The organism is Pseudoalteromonas sp. BSi20495, assembly GCF_000241185.1.
Lineage (GTDB): Bacteria > Pseudomonadota > Gammaproteobacteria > Enterobacterales > Alteromonadaceae > Pseudoalteromonas > Pseudoalteromonas fuliginea.
Genome location: NZ_BADY01000057.1, coordinates 20,876 through 39,138, shown reverse-complemented (window position 1 = coordinate 39,138; position 18,263 = coordinate 20,876). Strand labels below are relative to the sequence as shown.

The window sequence follows — 18,263 nt, the reverse complement described above, 5'->3', positions numbered from 1 at the left end:
CGTATAAAAACGGAGTTTTTAAAAAGGTAAAGGTATTAAAAGCTGCGCTTTTCACGTGAGCAAGCTCTACGTCTACACTCAAAGTGTAGATATGCGTCTACACCGAATTACATGCTTTGTGCGTAGTTATACAGCGCCTTTAAAATTGTAAGATTTTTTTCGCTGTCGTCATGTTCATGCGCTAGGTTTTCAAGGGTTATCATAAAATCTTGCGCGTTAATCGATGGTTGATCTTCCCCATGCATTAACTTGTTTTGGCAATACTGGCGCCATTGGTCAAGCTCTTGCTGGTTTAGCGTTTCAGGCCAGTTACGGGCGCGGTATCTAAACAACAATGTATCAAACTTTTTATCTTCAAAGTCTAACTTCAATCCAGCCAATTCATCTGGTTCTGCATCACGAATAATCGCAAACTTAGCTTTATCGGCATGGCTTGTAAAGCCATCGTAAAGTAAGTAGTCAACGTTAGTGGTTGCGCTGTAATCACCTTTTTCGTTAAACACTTCGGTTACTTTATCGCGAAGGTTGGTATTGGCTTTTAAAATAGCTAAGTTAGCTAAGCACTGCTCGCGATCAATCCCAAGGCGAGCGGCATTTTCAGGCAATAATGTTTTAGCTGGGGCTAAAATAGGGCACTTGTTTAAATGCACCAGCTTTAAACCAACAGGTAAATCACCCTCGGCTAAATCAACACGTTTGGTGTATAAACGTTTGCGTAACTCTTCTACGTTTAAATCAATGAGTACTTGCGGGTTTTGGGTTAAATCAAAACAAATAACCGCGTTTTTATTAACCGGATGAAAACTCATTGGTGCAACCCAGCTTGTACAGCCTTGTGTTGCTGGTATGCGCGACGTGGTATGCACCAGCGGCGTCATGTTAAATACATCAACCAATTCAGCAAGGGCTTTTTTATTACGCAGCCCAAAAAAGAAGTTATACAGCTTTGGCTGTTTTTCTTTTATTAGCTTAGCCAGTGCAATAGTGGCGGTTACATCGCTTAGTGCATCATGCGCAGCGGCGTGTTCAATACCATTAGCTACCGTTAAATGTTCTAGCTTAAAGCTTGGGCTGCCGTCTTCTTTTAACGGCCATTCAATGCCTTCAGGGCGCAGCGCGTAACAAGCACGTACTAAATCAATAATATCCCAGCGACTATTATTATTTTTGTATTCGCGCTCGTATGGGTCGTAAAAATTACGGTAAAAGCTATAACGGCTTACTTCGTCATCAAACCGAATACTGTTATAACCGGCAACACAGGTGTTTGGCACACTAAACTCAGCATGAATTTTTGCTATAAACTCAGCTTCAACTAAGCCTTTTTTCATCGCCACTTGTGGCGTAATACCCGTAATTAAACACGCCTCAGGGTGGGGCAAGTAATCCGCTTGCGGCTTACAATATTCAATAAGCGGCTCGCCAATAATGTTTAAATCAAGATCGGTACGAATACCCGCAAACTGGCTCGGCTTATCTTTTTGAGGGCTCGCCCCCCAAGTCTCGTAGTCGTGCCAATAGATTGTTGCTTGATTCTCTTGATAGCTTTCATTATTCATTCTATGTCTTAGCCCTTTATATTTACGGGTTATTAGCGCTACTCAGTTTCTTTTTGTATTTTCGAGTTTCTTGTAATTGGCGCATTGTGTGTATAGTATCGTGTATAAATTTTTTGCTAACTGTGTATAAAAAATTAAATGGCGATCAGTGACACCAAATTAAGAAAGCTGCTAGGTAAAAATCAAACACCGTGCGTATTATCGCATAGAGATAGTTTAAGTGTAAGGGTATCAGCTAAGGGGACTATCACTTGGCAATACCGCTGCCGTGTTGATGCTAAGCAGGTAATTATCACGCTAGGGCGTTATCCAGGGCTTAGCATCAAAGAAGCACAAAACTATATACCGCTGTTTCAAAATTGGTTAAGCCAAGATAAAGATCCACGCCTAGAACTTAAGCTCATGCGTAACAATGCCAAGGGCTTGCCCACAATGGCAGAAGTTGCAGCAAAGTGGTTAGATAAAAAAGTACCTGACCTAAAAGAAAAAACGCAAATTTTATACACAAACCAAGTCAGCAAATGGATTGTGCCAATCCTTAATGATAAAAATACGCCACTTGATTTAATGACCATTAAAGATTGGATAACTTACTTTGATGAAGTAAAAACACAAGGCAGTGCTAAAACAGCCGGCACTATCTTAGTGCGTATTAAATCGATTATTGGCTGGGCTGAAAAACGCGGTGAAGTAAAACCATTTAATCCTGTACTTACTTTAAATATAAATGATATCGGTGAACAAGCATCGGTTGGCCAACGAGTTATGCGCTTTGATGAAATTGCAAAGCTTTGGATACAAATAGAAAGCTCAAAAGCTACACCCGCAACTAAAGCATGCCTTCAGCTAATTTATATAACAGGGGCTAGGCAATCAGAGGTTCGTTTAGCCAAATGGGAGCATTTCGACTTTGAAAACAACATTTGGACGGTACCGCCCGAAAACTCAAAAACAAATAAAGCCATCCGCAGGCCTATTTCAACCAAGATGAAAAGCATATTAAATACGCTTGCAATGATATACGGCCGAAACGGCTATTTAATACCTGGCGGTAATCCACATAAACCAATGACCACCCACAGCATTAATCGCTATTGCTGTAGAATGTGGGATCACTTGTTTACTAAGTATAAAATGCCTAAGTTTCTACCGCACGATGCACGTCGCTCAATATCTACATTGTTAAGTGAAAACGTTATAGCGCCGCACGTAACCGAAAAAATGCTAGGTCACACAATGCGGGGTGTAATGGCTGTATACAACAAACATGATTGGATAAAAGAACAGGCCGAAGCCTACGAGTTATATTGCCAGCTGATTGATGATTCAATAGCATTTGAACTGAATAAAAATTGATATATAGAAAGCATCTATCAGTCTATACTTTGAAACTGATGCAAGCTATATCGGAATACTAAAACAAGGAGTTAAAATGTTAAAAATAGAAGAGTGTGAGAAAGCAATATTAGAAAATGAATTCAGCAAAACTGGTGAAATAAACACTGGTTTTGAATGGATTAATCATGGCTATTATCAGGTAAAGGATGAGGTATCAGAAGACGTCGCTTATTTCATAACAGCTAATGATGATATTGAGTCTTGTGAACTAGGACGTTTTTTTGTTCCAAAAGAATATAGAGGTAGTGTTTTTTCTAGAAATGCTGCTTTGGAAGTATTTGGATTTATTTTTGAGGCAAAGAATGAGGTTTGGTTAGAAGCAAATGAAAAGTCTATAAATTTTTGGCTCAAAGTTTTTGAAAAAATTAATGCTAACGTAAAAGAGGTTGGCGATTACAAGTATTTTCTAACAAAAATCACTTAGCTCTTAATCGTCGTTAATATCTGTCAAATATTGCAGTTGTAACGGTCAAAGCTATAAATAATATCAGTAGAGCGCATTCCCATGAAAATAATTATCTCCATAATATTTATAGCTTTGATAATTTATTCTCATATTTATAATTTTCAACAGAAGATACTTTATATAAGCGTTGATACATTCAATTTGTTACCTGGCCCAGATGAGTCTGCCGTTGTTTCGTTTGGTAAAAATGATAACGACTTTCATGCATTTGCGATAAAAAAGAAAGATATAAAGCAGGGTGTTGAGCTTGTATCAAAATCAAAGAACAACCCTAACTTTTCTGTGTTTGGTGATGTTGATGGTGAAGCGCTTGTTCGTTCAGAGCAGGCAGAGACATTCGCTAAAGTTAAAGTGTTGAGTGTTGATAAGCAAAATCAAAAAGCCGTATTTGAAGTTGAAGCTAACTTATTAAATATCAATTCGAATGAGCTTAATAAATTAGATAAAACAAAAGTTATTGTAAAAGGAGAGCCTTTTTTAAAGCTAATGTAGGTTGTAGTTTACTCTAGCATTATGCTAGTTCTATGCATTCTGAATGAGTATACGAAAGTATTTTTTGAATATAGAGGGTAAATCATTAATCGTATAACGACTAAGTGTAATAATTATTAAAATTTCAAAAAAGAGAATACTGTGAAACTATATATTACAGAAGCATATGATGATTTTGACGAGGTAATTAAGCATCGATTTATTGAAACAGTTCAATACTCGAAAAACAATGGATATGAGCTTAATATTGTTATAAATGACTTTAGTTTACTAGCAATTTCGTTCTTTAATTTTTTAGGGCATGAGAATAATAGGTTGTTTCTAAAAAATAGGTTTATGAAAGTAAGCGGAGTGAAAGTAAATCTTTATAGTCAAGTTACAGCTAAAAATATAGATTCAGCAGGGATTATTTTAGTTATGTGTGTCTCATATGCATTTGCAAGAAAGCTAGAATACATAGACTTTGATAGATGTATTGTTATCCCAAGAAATGCGGCAAGTAAGGATGAGTGGCTATCCCATGTTTAACCCGCCTAATCAATCAACTAATTCCATCGCAGTGTAGCATTGCCTGTATAAATCCTCAGCTTGTTAAAAACTGAACAGTAACTTAATCTATGATCTTCAATGAAAAGGGAAGATCATGGACGCAGAACAACAAATTCAAAACGCAATTGATACCAAACAAAAAATAAACGTAATCTACAATGGTGGTAGCATGAGTGGCCAGTCTCGTGTTTTAGGACCTATAAGTATTAAAGGCAATAAGGTACGAGCCAAGTGCTATACAACCAACGCTTTAAAAACATTCCTAATTGAACGAATACAAGTCATGGCTGAGAATGGCGAACTAACAAAAGATAGATCGTCAGAGGTTAATCAGCCACCAAAAGTAGAGCCACAGCAAACATTGTTAGACATAAAAAATGCGATAGCACCACATTTCCCTGTCGAGCAATGGTTAATTGATTTGACCGAAAGCACAAAAGATCTATCAATTTACGAACGTTTTAAAAACGGCAACCCTAAAAAATTACCAGAGCTACAAGTATGTTTTGAAGAATACAGAACAGAGCTAGAGATTGATGAACTAACAGGTGACTTTAAAGAAGTCATAATAAAGCGTACTAAAAATTGGGTGGTTCGTTATAAGAGAAAGAAATCAGCAATATCGTATAGCCATTTAAATACCGCAGCCGATCGTTTGTTTACATGGTGCAAAGAGTTACTAGGAAACCAGAGTATAGAATTTAAATTTTTAGAAAGCGCAATGCTAAAACACTTAAAAACAATGTGGCCTAGTGGTGATAAAAACAAAATAAAAAGGGAGTTGGCCGCTTATCCTAGCGTTTATTACAACTCTGCAATAAGTCAAGGAACGCTAAATAACGAGAACTGGTATTTTAGTGTGCCTTACACGTTCAGAGATGCGCTTGATATAAAATACGAAGAGCGTAAAAAAGATAAAAAGGGCTATATGGTTTGGACTCAAGGGCCTATTTTAAAGTTTAAAATGGGTGATAACTTCCCTTCCAAAAATAGTAATATCACAATCCAAGTACAGTTTGGTGATCAAATGGGCTGGGACGGAGATAAAAGCGAAATGTATCTTGGTAGCGTGGTGTTTGACTTGTTTGAACTCATAAATAAAAAGTACATTTACAAACAACGCTATCAATGTAACCAAATGGAATTTTTAGAGTTACTAATCAATGGGGGTAGCTTAGACAGATTAACTAAGCTATCCCGTTCATTAATAAATACCTAAAATAAAAAGGCCGCTAAATTAGCGGCCTTTTTCGTAATCCGTAAATATCAGGGTGTTTTCTTTTCAATATGATTTACACGAAAGTCCATACGCGCAACGTCTTTCTCGTTTTGAGTAACACGATTAGATAGTTTTAATAAATCGTCTTTAGTCGCTACTGTATTTTGAATTGTATTAACAGATAGAATCAAGGCATCTAATTTAGTATCTAGTTTTTCAAAACGCTGGTCTAGTTGAGTGAAACGGTTGTCAACATTCGCAACACGGTTGTTCCATGTCCACGCTGAAATCGCGATTGTGATCGCGAAAACTATACTAGCAATAAATTCAAAAGTAACAAATTGTCCACGAGTAGCTGGAGAGTCGTCGTTATTTCCGCTCATCAAAGTTCCGTTATAGTTTAATTTGTTGAATTGACGAATGTGTCAATAGATATCCTAAGTATAACTGTTGTTTCTTGGCGTTGCAATCATGCCCCTTGTTGAATCATTGACGCTTTCAAAGCGACTTACCCGTAAATATAACCTTCCCCACCAACGTACAATTACCATTAATCGGTATTAGTTGCTCTGGCCAGTTGGGGTTGGCGGCTTTTAGGAACTTGTGACCATTTTCGATAATTAGCTGTTTAAAAGTGGCTTGGTTGTCGTCGTCTAGGCGGGCTACTACGTACGAACCGTGAATGCACTCGGCTTCAGGGTCTACAAAAATTAAATCACCCTCATCAAACTTTGGCTCCATGCTAATACCTTGCACCTTTAAAACAAAGGTTAGGTCACTGCAATTAACAGGGCACATAAAACGTTCTGCGTCATAAGCTTTAATTTCACTTATTTCTGACCAAGCGCCAGCTTGTACCCAGCTGATAAGTGGGGCGGTGGCTTTGATTGTTGGCCCTGGTAATACATTACTGTTGATATCTTTGCTGTCACCAATGCCAAACTGTAAAAACTCAGGGGGACACTCTAAAGCTTCAGCTAATGCCTGAATATTGCGCGGATTTTTAGTGGTTCCATTTTCGATTTTTTGTAGTGACTGTTGTGCAATGCCTATCATTTCAGAGAGCTTAACTTGAGTAAGTTTAAGCTCTTTACGTCTTTCTTTTATTCTATTTCCGATGCTCATGAGTAGTCCTTTATCATTCAAATCAACATATTTAAAGCTTAAAAATACAGTTAAATTACAGTTTTTAACTATTTTACAGTTAAAAAGGGTATTGACAACCACCTATAAACTGTACTTTAATACAGCTACAAACTGTAATTTAAGGTGTTGAACTATGAATAACATCACTAAAGCTGTAAAAATCTATGGTGGGCAAACCAAATTAGGCAACGCCTTAGGTGTAAAACAAGCTTCTGTGTGGGATTGGATGAATAAATTCGGTCAAGCCCCAGCGAAATACATTCCACGTATTTCAGAACTAACTAACGGTGAAATATCGGTAAACGATTTACTGGCCGATCATCAAAAAAGCAAAAAGGAAGATGCAGCATGAGCACTGAACAACAAATTATTTTATTAGATATTCATCCAGATGCTAAAGCTGTGCTGTTTGCACTACTGCAAGAAAACAACCAATTACGCACTGAGCTTGAAGAGCAAAAAGACCGCCTAGTTAGCACCGTTGAGGCATGCGAGGTATTGGGATGTGCGCGTAAAAAGTTTTGGATTTTGTCGAAGTTGTCTGATTTTCCTAAATCGATTCAATTTGGCAAAACTAATCATTATCGCTTAAACGAGCTAATTAAATTTAGAACGCAGCACCAACAAAGCGTAAACAACTAGGAGAAAACCATGGCAAATGCAGCATTAGAAATTGCAAAAAAGCGCGATATTACAGGCGTAAATAAACAGCCTGAAAAAACTCAGTTAAAAGTTGTTGATGTAAAACCAACACCAAAGGGGCTTACTGAGATTAAAGGGCTATTTAATAGCGATCGTCATACCGCTGAATATGTGTATACGCACTTGAGTAAACCGCAGCAAGTAATTGTGTGTTATTCGGCAGGGCTATCTAAAAGTGACTTGGAAAGGAGCTATCACCAATTTGACCGTGAAAAGCGCCTTAAAATACATCAAGCTATTTTGCAGCTTCAAGAAATAGTAACCGCCTTTGTTGATGCTAATGCGATGACGCCAAGCCGTTTTTTACAAAAGCGAGATTTTAGCATTGCTAAAAATACTCAAAAAACAGAACAAGCACATTAAGGATTAGCCATGACTCCCGATCAACTAATCAATCAAGACAGTGGCAATGTTGAGTTTTATACGCCTGATAAAGTTTTGAAGTATGTGCACCAAATGTTTCCCGTTATTGGTTTAGACCCTGCAAGTTGTGCGGTGGCTAACAAGTCAGTAAAAGCAATGTGTTACTTAACTAAAGAAGACGATGCATTAACAAGAAATTGGATAGCTAATACTGTTTGGTTAAATCACCCATTCAATAAAGGTGAAATAGCATGTAAGCCAAAGTGTGTTAAAAAAATATGTAACGACCCGAGCTACTATAAGTATCGCGGCCACTGCATCACCGAAGACATAGCCAGCAACGGCGATTGGATTGACTATTACTTAGACCAATATGCGCAAGGTAACTTTAAAGAAGCAATGAACATTACCTTTGTTAATAGCTCAGAGGCATGGTGCCAAAAGTTATTAAACGCAGGCTTAAGCTGCTTTATTGATGGTCGTACGCACTTTAATGATGCACAAGGCAATGTAAAAAAAGGCGCACCCAAAGGCTGTTTTATTACTTACCTTGGCAATAGAACCGCAGACTTTCGAACAATCTTTTCAGCACTTGGCGTTGTTAAATAACAACCAATAAAACCCCCTAAGGAATACTAAAAATGACCACTATCAAAGACCAAGATCTATTTAAAAAACAGAACTTAGTAAGAAATATCATTGAACACGCTATCGACCAAGCTAATTTTACTATTCGCAATTTAAACAAACGTCCAACAGTTGCAATGCTTATGGAGTGTGAAAACTGCCTAACTGACTTTTTGCCAATAGTGAGAATGATTGTTGATGTACATGATGTATACGCGCCAGTTTACGACCAAATGCAAACCGCATTAGACGCCGCGCAAATTCACGGAGAACCTGCGTTAATAGAGTTAACCGAATAAATGGCTAACCCTAAACCACTCGACCTACAAGCCCTTAGACTATCTGGTATAGCTAAGGGTTTAATTTCGTCTATAAGCGATATAGACGACCACAACTTTTTAGCGCGTGGCTTGCAAAATGTGCCAGTCCCTCTGCAAAGTCGTATGGCCCGTAAATACATAGACCGCTATAACCAAAAAAAGGCGGGTAGCCAGTTTCGTGCAAATACATGGTTACGCCGCACTATTGCTAGGTTAAAACCACGCTTTGGTGTGCTGTTTAGTATTACTCAAAATATGCCATTGCCATGGCATATTTTAAGCAGTATTGAAAAAACTAAAAAACACGCAGGCACACTAGCTATGGAGTGCGTGCAAATAACGCTTGATGTAAGCGAAGAAAACCAACGTTTAAGCTATGAAAAATTAGTACGTGTGACGTATGAAGCCGTAAGCGATCATGCAAAGTCGTTTGGTGTGAACGTACCATTTTATAGCATGCGTGAAGACGACTTACCGCAAGAATGTTTTGAAATTGCGTTGCTTAAAATGCAGTGCGATAAGTGGTGGGCACGGCAATTAAAAATTCTGCGTAAACAGTTTTTAGAGTTGCTAGAAATTGCGACAGGCCAAGTGGGTAAAGACCTATACCACGATAAAAACAGTAAAAAACCTAAACGCCGAGGTATTAGCCCGTATTCATCAAAACAAGCACAACGTGAATTTAGCTTTGCCCAAGCAAGTGGCCGCCAGTTCCTAGAAATGATGGAACTGCAAAGCAGTGACGGCGATGTAATTGACCTAATTGAAGCCGTAAAAAGCGGCATGGCAAACCCCGCTAACCGCCGTAATGAATTAATGCTACGAATACGTGAAACCGAAGAACTGGCCGATGAAATGGGCTATGTTGCTATGTTTTATACTATTACTTGCCCTGCGCGTTTTCATGCCAATGCAAATACATGGGACGGTTCAACCCCTAAAGATGCCCAAAATTATTTAACTACTACGTGGGCACGTGCACGCTCCAAATTAAACCGCCGTGACCTTAAATACTTTGGTGTACGTGTGGTAGAACCCCATGCTGACGGTTGCCCGCATTGGCACATGATGTTATTCATGCCAAAAAATAAGCTTCAAGAAATCAACGCTATTTTGCGTTGGTACTTTATTCAAGAAGACAAAAACGAGCTTTACGATCGTTATGGCCCTGAGCTTACTCGAGCAAAAGTATTCAACAAATTTGTAGATATAAACACTCACGGCACACACATAAAAACGGTTGAGGCGTGTGTTAAGTACCGTGCGCACACCGAGAAAACCCACTTATTTAAACTGTATAAACAAAAGCGCAGTGCGTGGGGTTTTGCTAAAAAAAAGGCCAACGAAGTAGCTATACAGCGTAATAAAGAAGAGGCCGAAAAAGCCAAAGTTGAAAACAGAGAACCTAAAAAAATTAAGGTGAAAAACCATAAAGCGCCTACCAAATTTTACCGTACGTTTAGCCCACGCTTTGACGCTGTAAAGCTAGATAAAAACAAGGGCAGTGCGGCCAGTTATATTGCTAAATACATCAGTAAAAATATTGATGGTTATATGCTTAGCGACCATGTTGACGCTGACACAGGCGAAAACTTGCAAGAGCAAGCTAACCCTGTTTTAGCTTGGGCTAGTACATGGAATATTCGGCAATTTCAATTTCAGGGTTCGCCAAGCGTTACAGTTTACCGCGAGCTTCGCCGTATGCGAACCGCTGTAAAAGATGAAGTAATAGAGCCTATTCGTCATGCAGCAGATACTGCCAACTGGAAAGACTACGTAAAGCTACAGGGTGGCATGTGTATTGGCCGCGCCGCTAATTTCAAATCAATGTATGAAGCCACCCCAATGGGCAACGACTACGCCGAAGTAGTACGCCGCATTAAAGGCGTTGTGACCAATATTGATTACAAAGCCGTACTTACGCGTTTGTTTAACAACGTGCACAACGTAACAGATGCAACCAGCTTAAAAACACGCCTTATCGAATGGACCAGGCAACTCAAAGGCACAGCCGAAAAACTCAATGCTAAGGATAACACCAACGTCGGCGCAGCCGACCTATCTTGGACTAGTGGTAATAACTGTACGCCTATAGCCGCAGGGTCTAGGGCTGAGTTGTTACTCGACATGATGGGCACCTCAAAAAATGACGTTGATGAAGTAATAAAGGATCTAAATAGCGGAAAAAGGATCAGCCGAAACGGCCAAATTTACCAAATACGAGACGGCCAACTTCAAGTTTTAAATATTGATGAGCAAATAAAGCATGATCAGCGCTTAGCTATTGAGTCATTGGCTAAAACGTATTCACAAAAAGCCGGTAGCTGGCACATAACCGAAGCCCATTGGCAACAAGCCCGTGAGTATGTAGAGCTTACTTATAAATACGCACAGCTTGACGGGCGTAAAACACCAAATAACACCCACACACCAAATGGCTCTGTCACTATTGGCGATTGGGACTTAGTTACTTTAGTAAAACAAGGCAGCGCATCAGCAATCAACGACAATGATTGGTGGGTGCTGAACCACCGTGCGAAAACTTTTTGTTGACATTAAGGGTGCTTAAAATTAACTTGGTTGTTCAATTTTTAACATAAGGAAGTTGTTTTGAAAAAAATATTACTACCCACTTTATTTTTAATTGGGTTACAAGCTAATGCGAATGGAGCTGAATTACCGGGAGGCTGCGATGATAGAACTTCAGGAAGTCATCGACTATATGGACCTGATTATGTTTTAAAAAATGCATCATACAGATACGAGCTTCATACTGCGTTTTCATACTTCGGTGTATCAGGTCGCTTCCATACTGACGATTCTGGCTTTTACGCAAAGGATGATATTGATATAAGCGGACGTTCTCATGTAGGAATAACCTTCTCAGAAGAACCTGGCTCACATGATGTTTGGGTGCAATGGGGGAACTTTTCACCTACTTCAAACTGCTATTCTAAATCTGTAGTTGTCCAAAATAATGGACCTACTGCACAGTTTAATAGTAAATCTTCAGGGCCTGTTTTGTATGCTTCAGTTCAAAACACTATGATTGACCAATACTCTAAAAATTCAATGGAAGGGGATGGAAGAGCTGATATACGTTTTAAGTTTGAGCATACAGATTTTACTCATACTGAGTACTCTAATATATCTAAGAGCGAATCTATATCCTATAGGCCTCAATATAGAGGAGTGTATGATATTTACGCAATTATATCGGACGGTACTTTCTCAAAAAGTTTACACTTAGGAACTACACTTTTCACTGGTGCGCCTAATTGCCAAACATGTGGACCATTAAATTAATAAGCGAAAAAGGATCGATTATGTTTTCAAAAATAACTTATATGCTTTGTTTATTTTTTAGTACCGGAGCACTCGCAAGTTTTAATCCGCCTTCTCATTGTGTGGAAGATGGAACAGGGCCAAATGGATTATCTATAGAGGGTAGTAAATATGTTGCTCTAAATGAGTCAAGACGATTTAAGGGGGATTATCCTTTTCACTTCCCAACTCCCTATGATGATAGAGTAACATTTTTTAACTCTGAGTCAGGTGAAGTAGGAAGAGATTCAACAAATCTTGAAAGTAATGCATACATGAATGTTAGTTTTTATTATTCAAGAGGGCCTGGTTGGGTTTGGGTGCAAAGTGACAATGATATTAACAGTTGTGCGAAGATGAGAGTTTATGTATCAGAACCGCCTTCAGCTGAAAAGATTTCTCTAACGGGTGGTAGAGTAATTGTAGCCAAAATATCTAGTGAAATAGATACTCTTTATTCAAAAAATGCTAGAGAGGGCAATAGGAAAGCCTCTTTAACATATATATTCCTCTCTGAAACACCAGGAATTAAACCGCATTACATCAACACAGAATCTGAGCAAGTTTCTTACCGCCCAGCATTCAACGGTTTTTACAATGTGAGTGTACAAGTTAGCGACGGTAGTTCAACTTATTACTTGGATTTAGGCGGTAGACCATACTCTGGTGGAAGAGCTTGTAGTACATGTGGACCTATCCCATAACTGTTTTATAAAACTTATAAAACTTATAAAATTTATAAAACCACTTCGAAGTGGTTTTTTCATGCCTGTACTAAAGCAAGAGTTAAAGGCCTATAAGTTCTAATTGCTCTTCACGCGGTAGGTTTTTAATAAGTGACGCGGCCAATTGCGCAGTGGTTTTACATGGCAGGTTTAAGAAGTGATCAAACGATTGGGTAATACGAAAAGTAGCGCCGCACTCTTTAGTGTTAGTGCACGAGCAATACAAATTAACAACATGCGCGCTTTGCTTTTCGCGTGACGTAATTGTTGCTTTAGCTTCGCAATTTGGACAAGTAACCCGCGCCATAATAACCACCAATCGTTAATAAAATACACTGTCATTATATACAGTGGTTGCATATATGCCAAATAACCATTTAACTATTAGCTGAGAACCAAAAGGGCGAAAAATTCACTCCTCCTCGCCTTCCGCTTTCGTGCAAAAAACGCGTCAAATTGACAACCTCAGTGACATGTAATTAATCGCTAGCCAGCCCAGTAAAAGGATCTGTGAGTAATTTTAAAAAGATCGCATTGTCAAAAAGTGACAATGTTTGACACAAAATGACAATTAAAAGATCAAATAGGTGGTGATTTACTTAATATTACAATATCATCAATTTATTATCAGTTAAGTGATAAATAAATTATGAATTATTTATACAAAGGCTCTCAAAGCCAAGAGCGTTTAGATGCACTTTTGTCGTTTGGTAAAAGTACCAGTGAAGATATAAAAGCGGCACTCAGTGATTACTTGGTTCGTGGTATTAGCAAGACCAATGCAGCAACGCTTAATGGTGTGAAGGGGCCAAATTTCACAAGGGCACTTAACCGGCTTGAAGTTGTTGCTAGTAAAGTTGAAAAAATAAAAGAGCTAGATTGGTAAGCAATAAAATTTGAGGTGAGTAGGTAAATTGGGCGAACACTATTGCATCTAGATATTCTCGTTAATTTGATGTAATTTACTATCGACCATTTAAATACAATCATAAGGAACTTGATTATGCATACCCCAATTCAATTTTATGTCACTTTACCATTTGACCTTTTTCGACTTGGTCGTAAAACAAAAGCTAAGTTTGACTATATTCGTACTACACCACCAAGAGAAGAAGAACAAACTTGGGATGTGAGAGTTTATAAAAAGAATGATATTGACTTTGTAGACAGTAAATCGGGTGGCTTATCACTATTTAATTATAGAAACCCCAAGTTTGGTACGCTGTGGTGGAAGTTACCAGCTAAGTCTAAAATGCCGCAAGGCCTGCATGTTTCACTAGATGATGGGGGATCTCTAGGTAAAAACCATTTTACTATTCGCCCTCTATACGATATGCCTGTGACTCTGTACTTAGATAAATTAAATCAGTTAGACTCAATGGCTATCCCTTGTTTTATCGGTATACAAAATAAAGATGTAGGATAATTATGTTTTCACAATTAGAGCTTAGATTAATTAAAAGTACTCTTAAAAGCAGGGTTGAAAAAGAAACAGTAGAGCTTAAACAGCTTGATGAAGATAGCGATGAATATATGGAAAAGGCTAATGATTTAATGGTGCTTGATACATTAATTTCTAAAATTGATAAATCGCAAAATTAAAGCTTGAGGCGCTAGCTCTTAACTAGCGCTTTTTCTACCTTCGCCCTTACTCCCCCAAAATGCTCTAAACAATCGCATTAGCCCAAGTGTTGAAACGGCAATACCTACAATCACAAATTCAAAGTACCAGGGCGCACCGTTGTAACCCATGGCCTACCAGCCTTTGTGCATATACGGCTGCATGGCAGGTATAAAATGACACACAAACAACCCCAAAAAGAATAGAATGATCACCTCATCCATAATGGTTTTGTCGCGGTTCCTTAATACCAGCAGGTCATAATCAGCGTCGTTTTGCTCGGCTTGCATGCAGCGCTTTGCTTTAGCATTAAACTGGGCAATTTTAAAATTGTTCTCAGCGCGTGCTACATCAGCGGCCATTTCTGCCGCGATGCGTTTACGCTCAACATAGCCGCCGGTTAAATCGGCTATTGGGTCTGTGATGAATGAAACCAGTGTTTTTAGCCAGCCCATTATTTAATCCCCCGTATAAATTTAATAAAGCTTTTAGGGTCTTTACTAAACGATTTAATTAGCTTGTCGAACCCTTCTAAAATGTGTGGTGCTGCATATGCTGTTACGCCAATCACACCTGTTTTTAGGCTTTCATCAAAGCCGCGCCACTCACAAAACATAGCGGCTAAGTACGCTGCAAAAATAGCAACGAGCACGTTCATACAGTAATGAAAAAACGTAAATTGCTTTTTGCTTAAATACATTTGAATAGCGGCTGCTAAAAAACTCAACATAAATAAACGCCCCCATTGTTTAATAAACTCTGTTACATCTATCCAGCTCATGCGGCTTCCTTAGGTGTTGGGTTTAAGTCTGAATACTCAGGCTCTTTAAATTCAATATGCTGTGCGGCAGGTAAGTAGTTATTAATGCCTAATACGTCTTGCTGCAAGGGCACAACTTCATTGTTGTAATAGGCACGGGTAATTTTGTCTAAGTCGCCAAAGCCTGGGCTGTCGCCAGATGATTGGCCGCTCAGTGCTTCTTGCGCACGGTGCATGCTGAGCATGTCGTTAAGCGTAATTTTTTTAATGCGCTCAAATTCGTCTTTGGTTGATATGTCGCCCACCGGTGTAATGTTTATTGCTTTTTCAGCATCAGCTTTATTGCTACGGAAATTAAAAAACAAACTTCTAAAGTTACCCACGCCTTTGCTGTCGCGTATGGCATTTTTAAGGGCTGTTTCATCATCAGCACTTAAATTAGGGTCAGCCATTGAGAATATAAACCCCATGTGCGCGCCGTTCTTGTAATAGCGACGTCTAAATAAAGTGGCATCTTCATTTAATAATGCTGATTGAATACCGCCGTAATATTGCGGTATGCCATAAATGCCTTGCCCGGGGTCGTATTCTTTTACGTGTATTATTTCGCCTTCATTAAAGTAAATAGGCTCATGACTGCGATTACTTAATTGTGCGTACACACCGCGTTTATCGGTATAGCGCATAGTCAACGCAGGTAAATGGCGCAGCTTAATAACTTGCCCAAATGAATTTTTAATAACCTGCAAGTAGGCGTTGCCGCTCCACAGCAAATCAAATGCAAACTTGCTAAGCGCTTGATGGCTTAAAAGCGGGTTAGGCTTATACCACTTTAAAATCATGTTGCGTTTAAAGTAGAGTATTGGCCCATGTTGGGCATTTACACGCAGCAGTTTAACCAAGCCTTGCAAATTAATGGGCGGGGCGTAAATGCCGTTACTGTCACTAAACACCCCAACGTAATCTGTTAGCCGGTTGTCTAAACAGGGCTCAGGATCGCCAAAGCTAAACGTATCGGTTACCGCTGTGCGTTGGTTGTAGTTTGGCGCTTGGCCGTTACTTACTTGTAATCGTGGTTTACTCATTAAGCTGCAATTCCTACAGATGTTTGACGGCTATGGGCGTTACCGTCGAGTGGTTCAAATAACATAGCGTGCATAATTGCCCACGCAATATCGGCATGGCCTGTTGTGGCTGTGCGGTTTGTGGCATAGGTAATTTGGTCGCCCACCACTTTACGGCGAATATTAATGAACGAGCTGGCAATATTTACCGCGTCCTGGTCAAACTCAAAGCGGCCGTTTTGAATAACGTTAATGGCTTTAATAACCATGCGGTTTTTAATGATGGGGTTGTAATGAATCGGCTCAGCATTGGGATAAAACTTAGTAATAAGCTCCCACACACCATAGCCAATGCCGGTGGTGTCTACGCCAATATGCACAACGTTGTATTTTTCGGTGAGGTGCTTTATCTCGTTCGCCATGGCTTCAAAGTCGTTGCCGCTTAAATCAAGTGCTTCTAGCAGTAAAAACTTTTCGCCTGGGTGCATGGGCGCACTTAAAATGGCAACACTTGCTTTATCGCCAAAGCGGGCAGGGTCAAAACCAATTACAACAGGGCGTAGGCCAAACGGGCGTTCGTAGTCTAAATCAAAGTCAGCCCATTTGGTTGAGTCGCCCACACAGTTCATAAGCTGTTTAAGATTAAACGCACTGTGTGCATCATCAATAAACTTACACATAAACAAGTTATTAAACTCATCTACGCTATATTCGTTTTCAAGTACGCCAATATCAATACGGTCAAAACCACTGGTTACTACATCGTAAACCGTGAGCATTTGACGCCAAATACCGTCGTCACACAACTGACCGTTTTTTAAGTTTTTATGGCTTACATCTATGGCAAATTCAGGATCGTTACACGCTTTTGTTTTGCGGTACCATTTACCGTTCCAATGGTCGTAGGCTTCGTGGCTGGTAACCGATGGCGTACTAAAATAGGTTATTCGTAAATGTTTATGCGTTGCCATGGCCTGCGCCAAACCGCGCAACGACTTATATTTAGGTATCCAAAACACTTCATCAATATATAAATCGCCGGATTCTGATTGTGCAGTACGGGCATTGGTACTTTTAAAAATAAGTTTAACCGTTTTACCGCCGGCTAAATTAAGCACCATGGGTGAGCCACTTAATTCAACATTAAAATGCTCACGCACCAACGCCACAATATTGGCTTTAAATACTTCGGCCTGATCACGGCTCGCCGATATAAATATTTTATTGCGCCCATTTACCACAGCATCGTAAAACGCTTCAAAGGCAAAATAAAATGTAGCGCCAATTTGGCGTGGTTTTAATATAAAGCGGGTGCGATGGTCTTGGTTATCAAACCAATGTTTTTGGTGAGGATAAAGTAATGTGTCTTTAAGCTCGTTGAGCATTTCAAGGGTAATACCAGAGCAATCGTTTTTCTTTTTCTTCTTTGATTTTTTGTCATTGCCGTTATGACTGTTGCCGCTGTTATTGTTTGTGTTGCCGTCATTACTTGCGCGCTGTTTAGGGGCAGGGGCTAATTTACTTTTATTAAGTGCACACAACTGGCGCGTGCAAAAGTCGAGCTCTTTATAGTCAGCATCGGTTTTATCATCTTTATCGGCCAGTACATTAATACGTTTGCTAAAGGCCATTTCGGCGTTATAGCTTGGGCACATGTCCTCCCACTTGCCAGCCTCCGACCAACGGCGAATGCTACGCGCACTGGGCATGTCGTCAAGCTCGGCTATTTCGTCCACCGTGTAGCCCTCAACAACATACAAATCTTGTGCTTTTTTGCGTATCTCTGGTCCGTAGTTCGCCATCTATTGCGCCGCTTTTATTAATCCATAGCGGCAGTGTATTCGTTATAAAACGCTTAATCTGTCAGTCAAAAACCTGTCCATTCCTAAAAGTTAAATATAGGAATTTCAAAAAGTTAAACCGTTGGA

At 39.3% G+C, this 18,263-nt stretch carries 23 protein-coding genes and 1 pseudogene; 16 read left to right on the top strand and 8 right to left on the bottom strand.

Features of this window, described 5'->3' with window-relative positions; translation table 11 throughout:
- Window positions 1-107 precede the first annotated feature (107 nt).
- Window positions 108-1,559 (bottom strand): exodeoxyribonuclease I, encoded by a 1,452-nt coding sequence (gene sbcB / locus P20495_RS12060; RefSeq protein ID WP_008135671.1) that lies wholly within the window; start codon window positions 1,557-1,559, stop codon window positions 108-110.
- A gap of 138 nt (window positions 1,560-1,697) precedes the next feature.
- On the opposite strand from sbcB, the gene P20495_RS12065 reads away from it, so the two are divergent.
- The 5 genes from P20495_RS12065 (at window position 1,698) to P20495_RS12085 (ending at window position 5,683) form a co-directional block, all read left to right on the top strand.
- On the top strand, window positions 1,698-2,915 hold the full coding sequence (locus P20495_RS12065; RefSeq protein ID WP_008135669.1) for a site-specific integrase: 1,218 nt from the start codon (window positions 1,698-1,700) through the stop codon (window positions 2,913-2,915).
- Between the two features lie 76 nt (window positions 2,916-2,991).
- Window positions 2,992-3,381 carry a hypothetical protein gene (locus P20495_RS12070; protein ID WP_007378172.1) on the top strand — a complete coding sequence of 130 codons (390 nt, stop codon included), beginning with the start codon at window positions 2,992-2,994 and terminating at the stop codon, window positions 3,379-3,381.
- Between the two features lie 81 nt (window positions 3,382-3,462).
- Complete coding sequence (locus P20495_RS12075) at window positions 3,463-3,915, top strand: hypothetical protein (protein ID WP_232224832.1); 453 nt, start codon at window positions 3,463-3,465, stop codon at window positions 3,913-3,915.
- A 141-nt stretch (window positions 3,916-4,056) separates the two neighbouring features.
- Window positions 4,057-4,443 carry a hypothetical protein gene (locus P20495_RS12080; RefSeq protein WP_008135667.1) on the top strand — a complete coding sequence of 129 codons (387 nt, stop codon included), beginning with the start codon at window positions 4,057-4,059 and terminating at the stop codon, window positions 4,441-4,443.
- Between the two features lie 115 nt (window positions 4,444-4,558).
- A complete protein-coding gene (locus P20495_RS12085) occupies window positions 4,559-5,683 on the top strand; it encodes a hypothetical protein (RefSeq protein WP_008135665.1) in 1,125 nt (374 codons plus the stop codon).
- 47 nt (window positions 5,684-5,730) lie between these two features.
- On the opposite strand, the gene P20495_RS12090 is transcribed toward P20495_RS12085, so the two are convergent.
- A complete protein-coding gene (locus P20495_RS12090) occupies window positions 5,731-6,066 on the bottom strand; it encodes a hypothetical protein (protein ID WP_007378169.1) in 336 nt (111 codons plus the stop codon).
- A 115-nt stretch (window positions 6,067-6,181) separates the two neighbouring features.
- On the bottom strand, window positions 6,182-6,808 hold the full coding sequence (locus P20495_RS21545; RefSeq protein WP_007378168.1) for a LexA family transcriptional regulator: 627 nt from the start codon (window positions 6,806-6,808) through the stop codon (window positions 6,182-6,184).
- 154 nt (window positions 6,809-6,962) lie between these two features.
- On the opposite strand from P20495_RS21545, the gene P20495_RS12100 reads away from it, so the two are divergent.
- From P20495_RS12100 to P20495_RS12135, 8 genes are read left to right on the top strand one after another with little or no spacing between them, the layout of a single operon-like run.
- Window positions 6,963-7,181, top strand: a complete 219-nt coding sequence (locus P20495_RS12100) for a YdaS family helix-turn-helix protein (RefSeq protein WP_007378167.1) — start codon at window positions 6,963-6,965, stop codon at window positions 7,179-7,181.
- Window positions 7,178-7,471 carry an AlpA family transcriptional regulator gene (locus tag P20495_RS12105; RefSeq protein ID WP_008135661.1) on the top strand — a complete coding sequence of 98 codons (294 nt, stop codon included), beginning with the start codon at window positions 7,178-7,180 and terminating at the stop codon, window positions 7,469-7,471. The genes P20495_RS12100 and P20495_RS12105 overlap by 4 nt, the downstream gene beginning before the upstream one ends.
- Window positions 7,472-7,480: 9 nt before the next feature.
- Window positions 7,481-7,894 (top strand): hypothetical protein, encoded by a 414-nt coding sequence (locus P20495_RS12110; RefSeq protein ID WP_008135660.1) that lies wholly within the window; start codon window positions 7,481-7,483, stop codon window positions 7,892-7,894.
- A gap of 9 nt (window positions 7,895-7,903) precedes the next feature.
- Entirely contained in the window at window positions 7,904-8,503 is a 600-nt protein-coding gene (locus P20495_RS12115; RefSeq protein WP_008135658.1) for a DNA N-6-adenine-methyltransferase, read from the top strand.
- 32 nt (window positions 8,504-8,535) lie between these two features.
- A complete protein-coding gene (locus P20495_RS12120) occupies window positions 8,536-8,820 on the top strand; it encodes a hypothetical protein (RefSeq protein ID WP_007378163.1) in 285 nt (94 codons plus the stop codon).
- Complete coding sequence (locus tag P20495_RS12125; RefSeq protein ID WP_008135655.1) at window positions 8,821-11,394, top strand: replication endonuclease; 2,574 nt, start codon at window positions 8,821-8,823, stop codon at window positions 11,392-11,394.
- A 57-nt stretch (window positions 11,395-11,451) separates the two neighbouring features.
- Window positions 11,452-12,147: a hypothetical protein gene (locus tag P20495_RS12130; RefSeq protein WP_008135653.1), complete on the top strand. Its 696-nt coding sequence runs from the start codon at window positions 11,452-11,454 to the stop codon at window positions 12,145-12,147.
- Between the two features lie 20 nt (window positions 12,148-12,167).
- Complete coding sequence (locus tag P20495_RS12135; RefSeq protein ID WP_008135652.1) at window positions 12,168-12,869, top strand: hypothetical protein; 702 nt, start codon at window positions 12,168-12,170, stop codon at window positions 12,867-12,869.
- An 82-nt stretch (window positions 12,870-12,951) separates the two neighbouring features.
- Here P20495_RS12135 and P20495_RS12140 read toward each other — a convergent pair whose 3' ends face one another.
- On the bottom strand, window positions 12,952-13,197 hold the full coding sequence (locus P20495_RS12140) for an ogr/Delta-like zinc finger family protein (protein WP_008135650.1): 246 nt from the start codon (window positions 13,195-13,197) through the stop codon (window positions 12,952-12,954).
- 342 nt (window positions 13,198-13,539) lie between these two features.
- On the opposite strand from P20495_RS12140, the gene P20495_RS12145 reads away from it, so the two are divergent.
- From P20495_RS12145 to P20495_RS22195, 3 genes are all read left to right on the top strand, one after another.
- Window positions 13,540-13,776: a hypothetical protein gene (locus P20495_RS12145; protein WP_008135648.1), complete on the top strand. Its 237-nt coding sequence runs from the start codon at window positions 13,540-13,542 to the stop codon at window positions 13,774-13,776.
- Window positions 13,777-13,893: 117 nt separating this feature from the next.
- The gene (locus tag P20495_RS12150) at window positions 13,894-14,316 is read left to right on the top strand and encodes a hypothetical protein (RefSeq protein WP_008135646.1); all 423 of its coding nucleotides are present in this window, start codon (window positions 13,894-13,896) and stop codon (window positions 14,314-14,316) included.
- Between the two features lie 2 nt (window positions 14,317-14,318).
- Window positions 14,319-14,492: a hypothetical protein gene (locus P20495_RS22195; protein ID WP_008135644.1), complete on the top strand. Its 174-nt coding sequence runs from the start codon at window positions 14,319-14,321 to the stop codon at window positions 14,490-14,492.
- An 18-nt stretch (window positions 14,493-14,510) separates the two neighbouring features.
- Here the strand turns inward: P20495_RS22195 and P20495_RS20445 are convergent.
- The 4 genes and pseudogenes from P20495_RS20445 to P20495_RS12165 all read right to left on the bottom strand — a co-directional run bounded on the left by P20495_RS20445 (window position 14,511) and on the right by P20495_RS12165 (window position 18,137).
- Window positions 14,511-14,966, bottom strand: a pseudogene (locus P20495_RS20445) (hypothetical protein).
- Complete coding sequence (locus P20495_RS12155) at window positions 14,966-15,292, bottom strand: phage holin family protein (protein WP_008135639.1); 327 nt, start codon at window positions 15,290-15,292, stop codon at window positions 14,966-14,968. Before P20495_RS12155 ends, P20495_RS20445 begins: the two are co-directional and overlap by 1 nt.
- Complete coding sequence (locus P20495_RS12160; RefSeq protein ID WP_008135637.1) at window positions 15,289-16,356, bottom strand: phage portal protein; 1,068 nt, start codon at window positions 16,354-16,356, stop codon at window positions 15,289-15,291. Before P20495_RS12160 ends, P20495_RS12155 begins: the two co-directional genes overlap by 4 nt.
- The gene (locus P20495_RS12165; RefSeq protein ID WP_008135636.1) at window positions 16,356-18,137 is read right to left on the bottom strand and encodes a terminase large subunit domain-containing protein; all 1,782 of its coding nucleotides are present in this window, start codon (window positions 18,135-18,137) and stop codon (window positions 16,356-16,358) included. Before P20495_RS12165 ends, P20495_RS12160 begins: the two co-directional genes overlap by 1 nt.
- Window positions 18,138-18,263 lie beyond the last annotated feature (126 nt).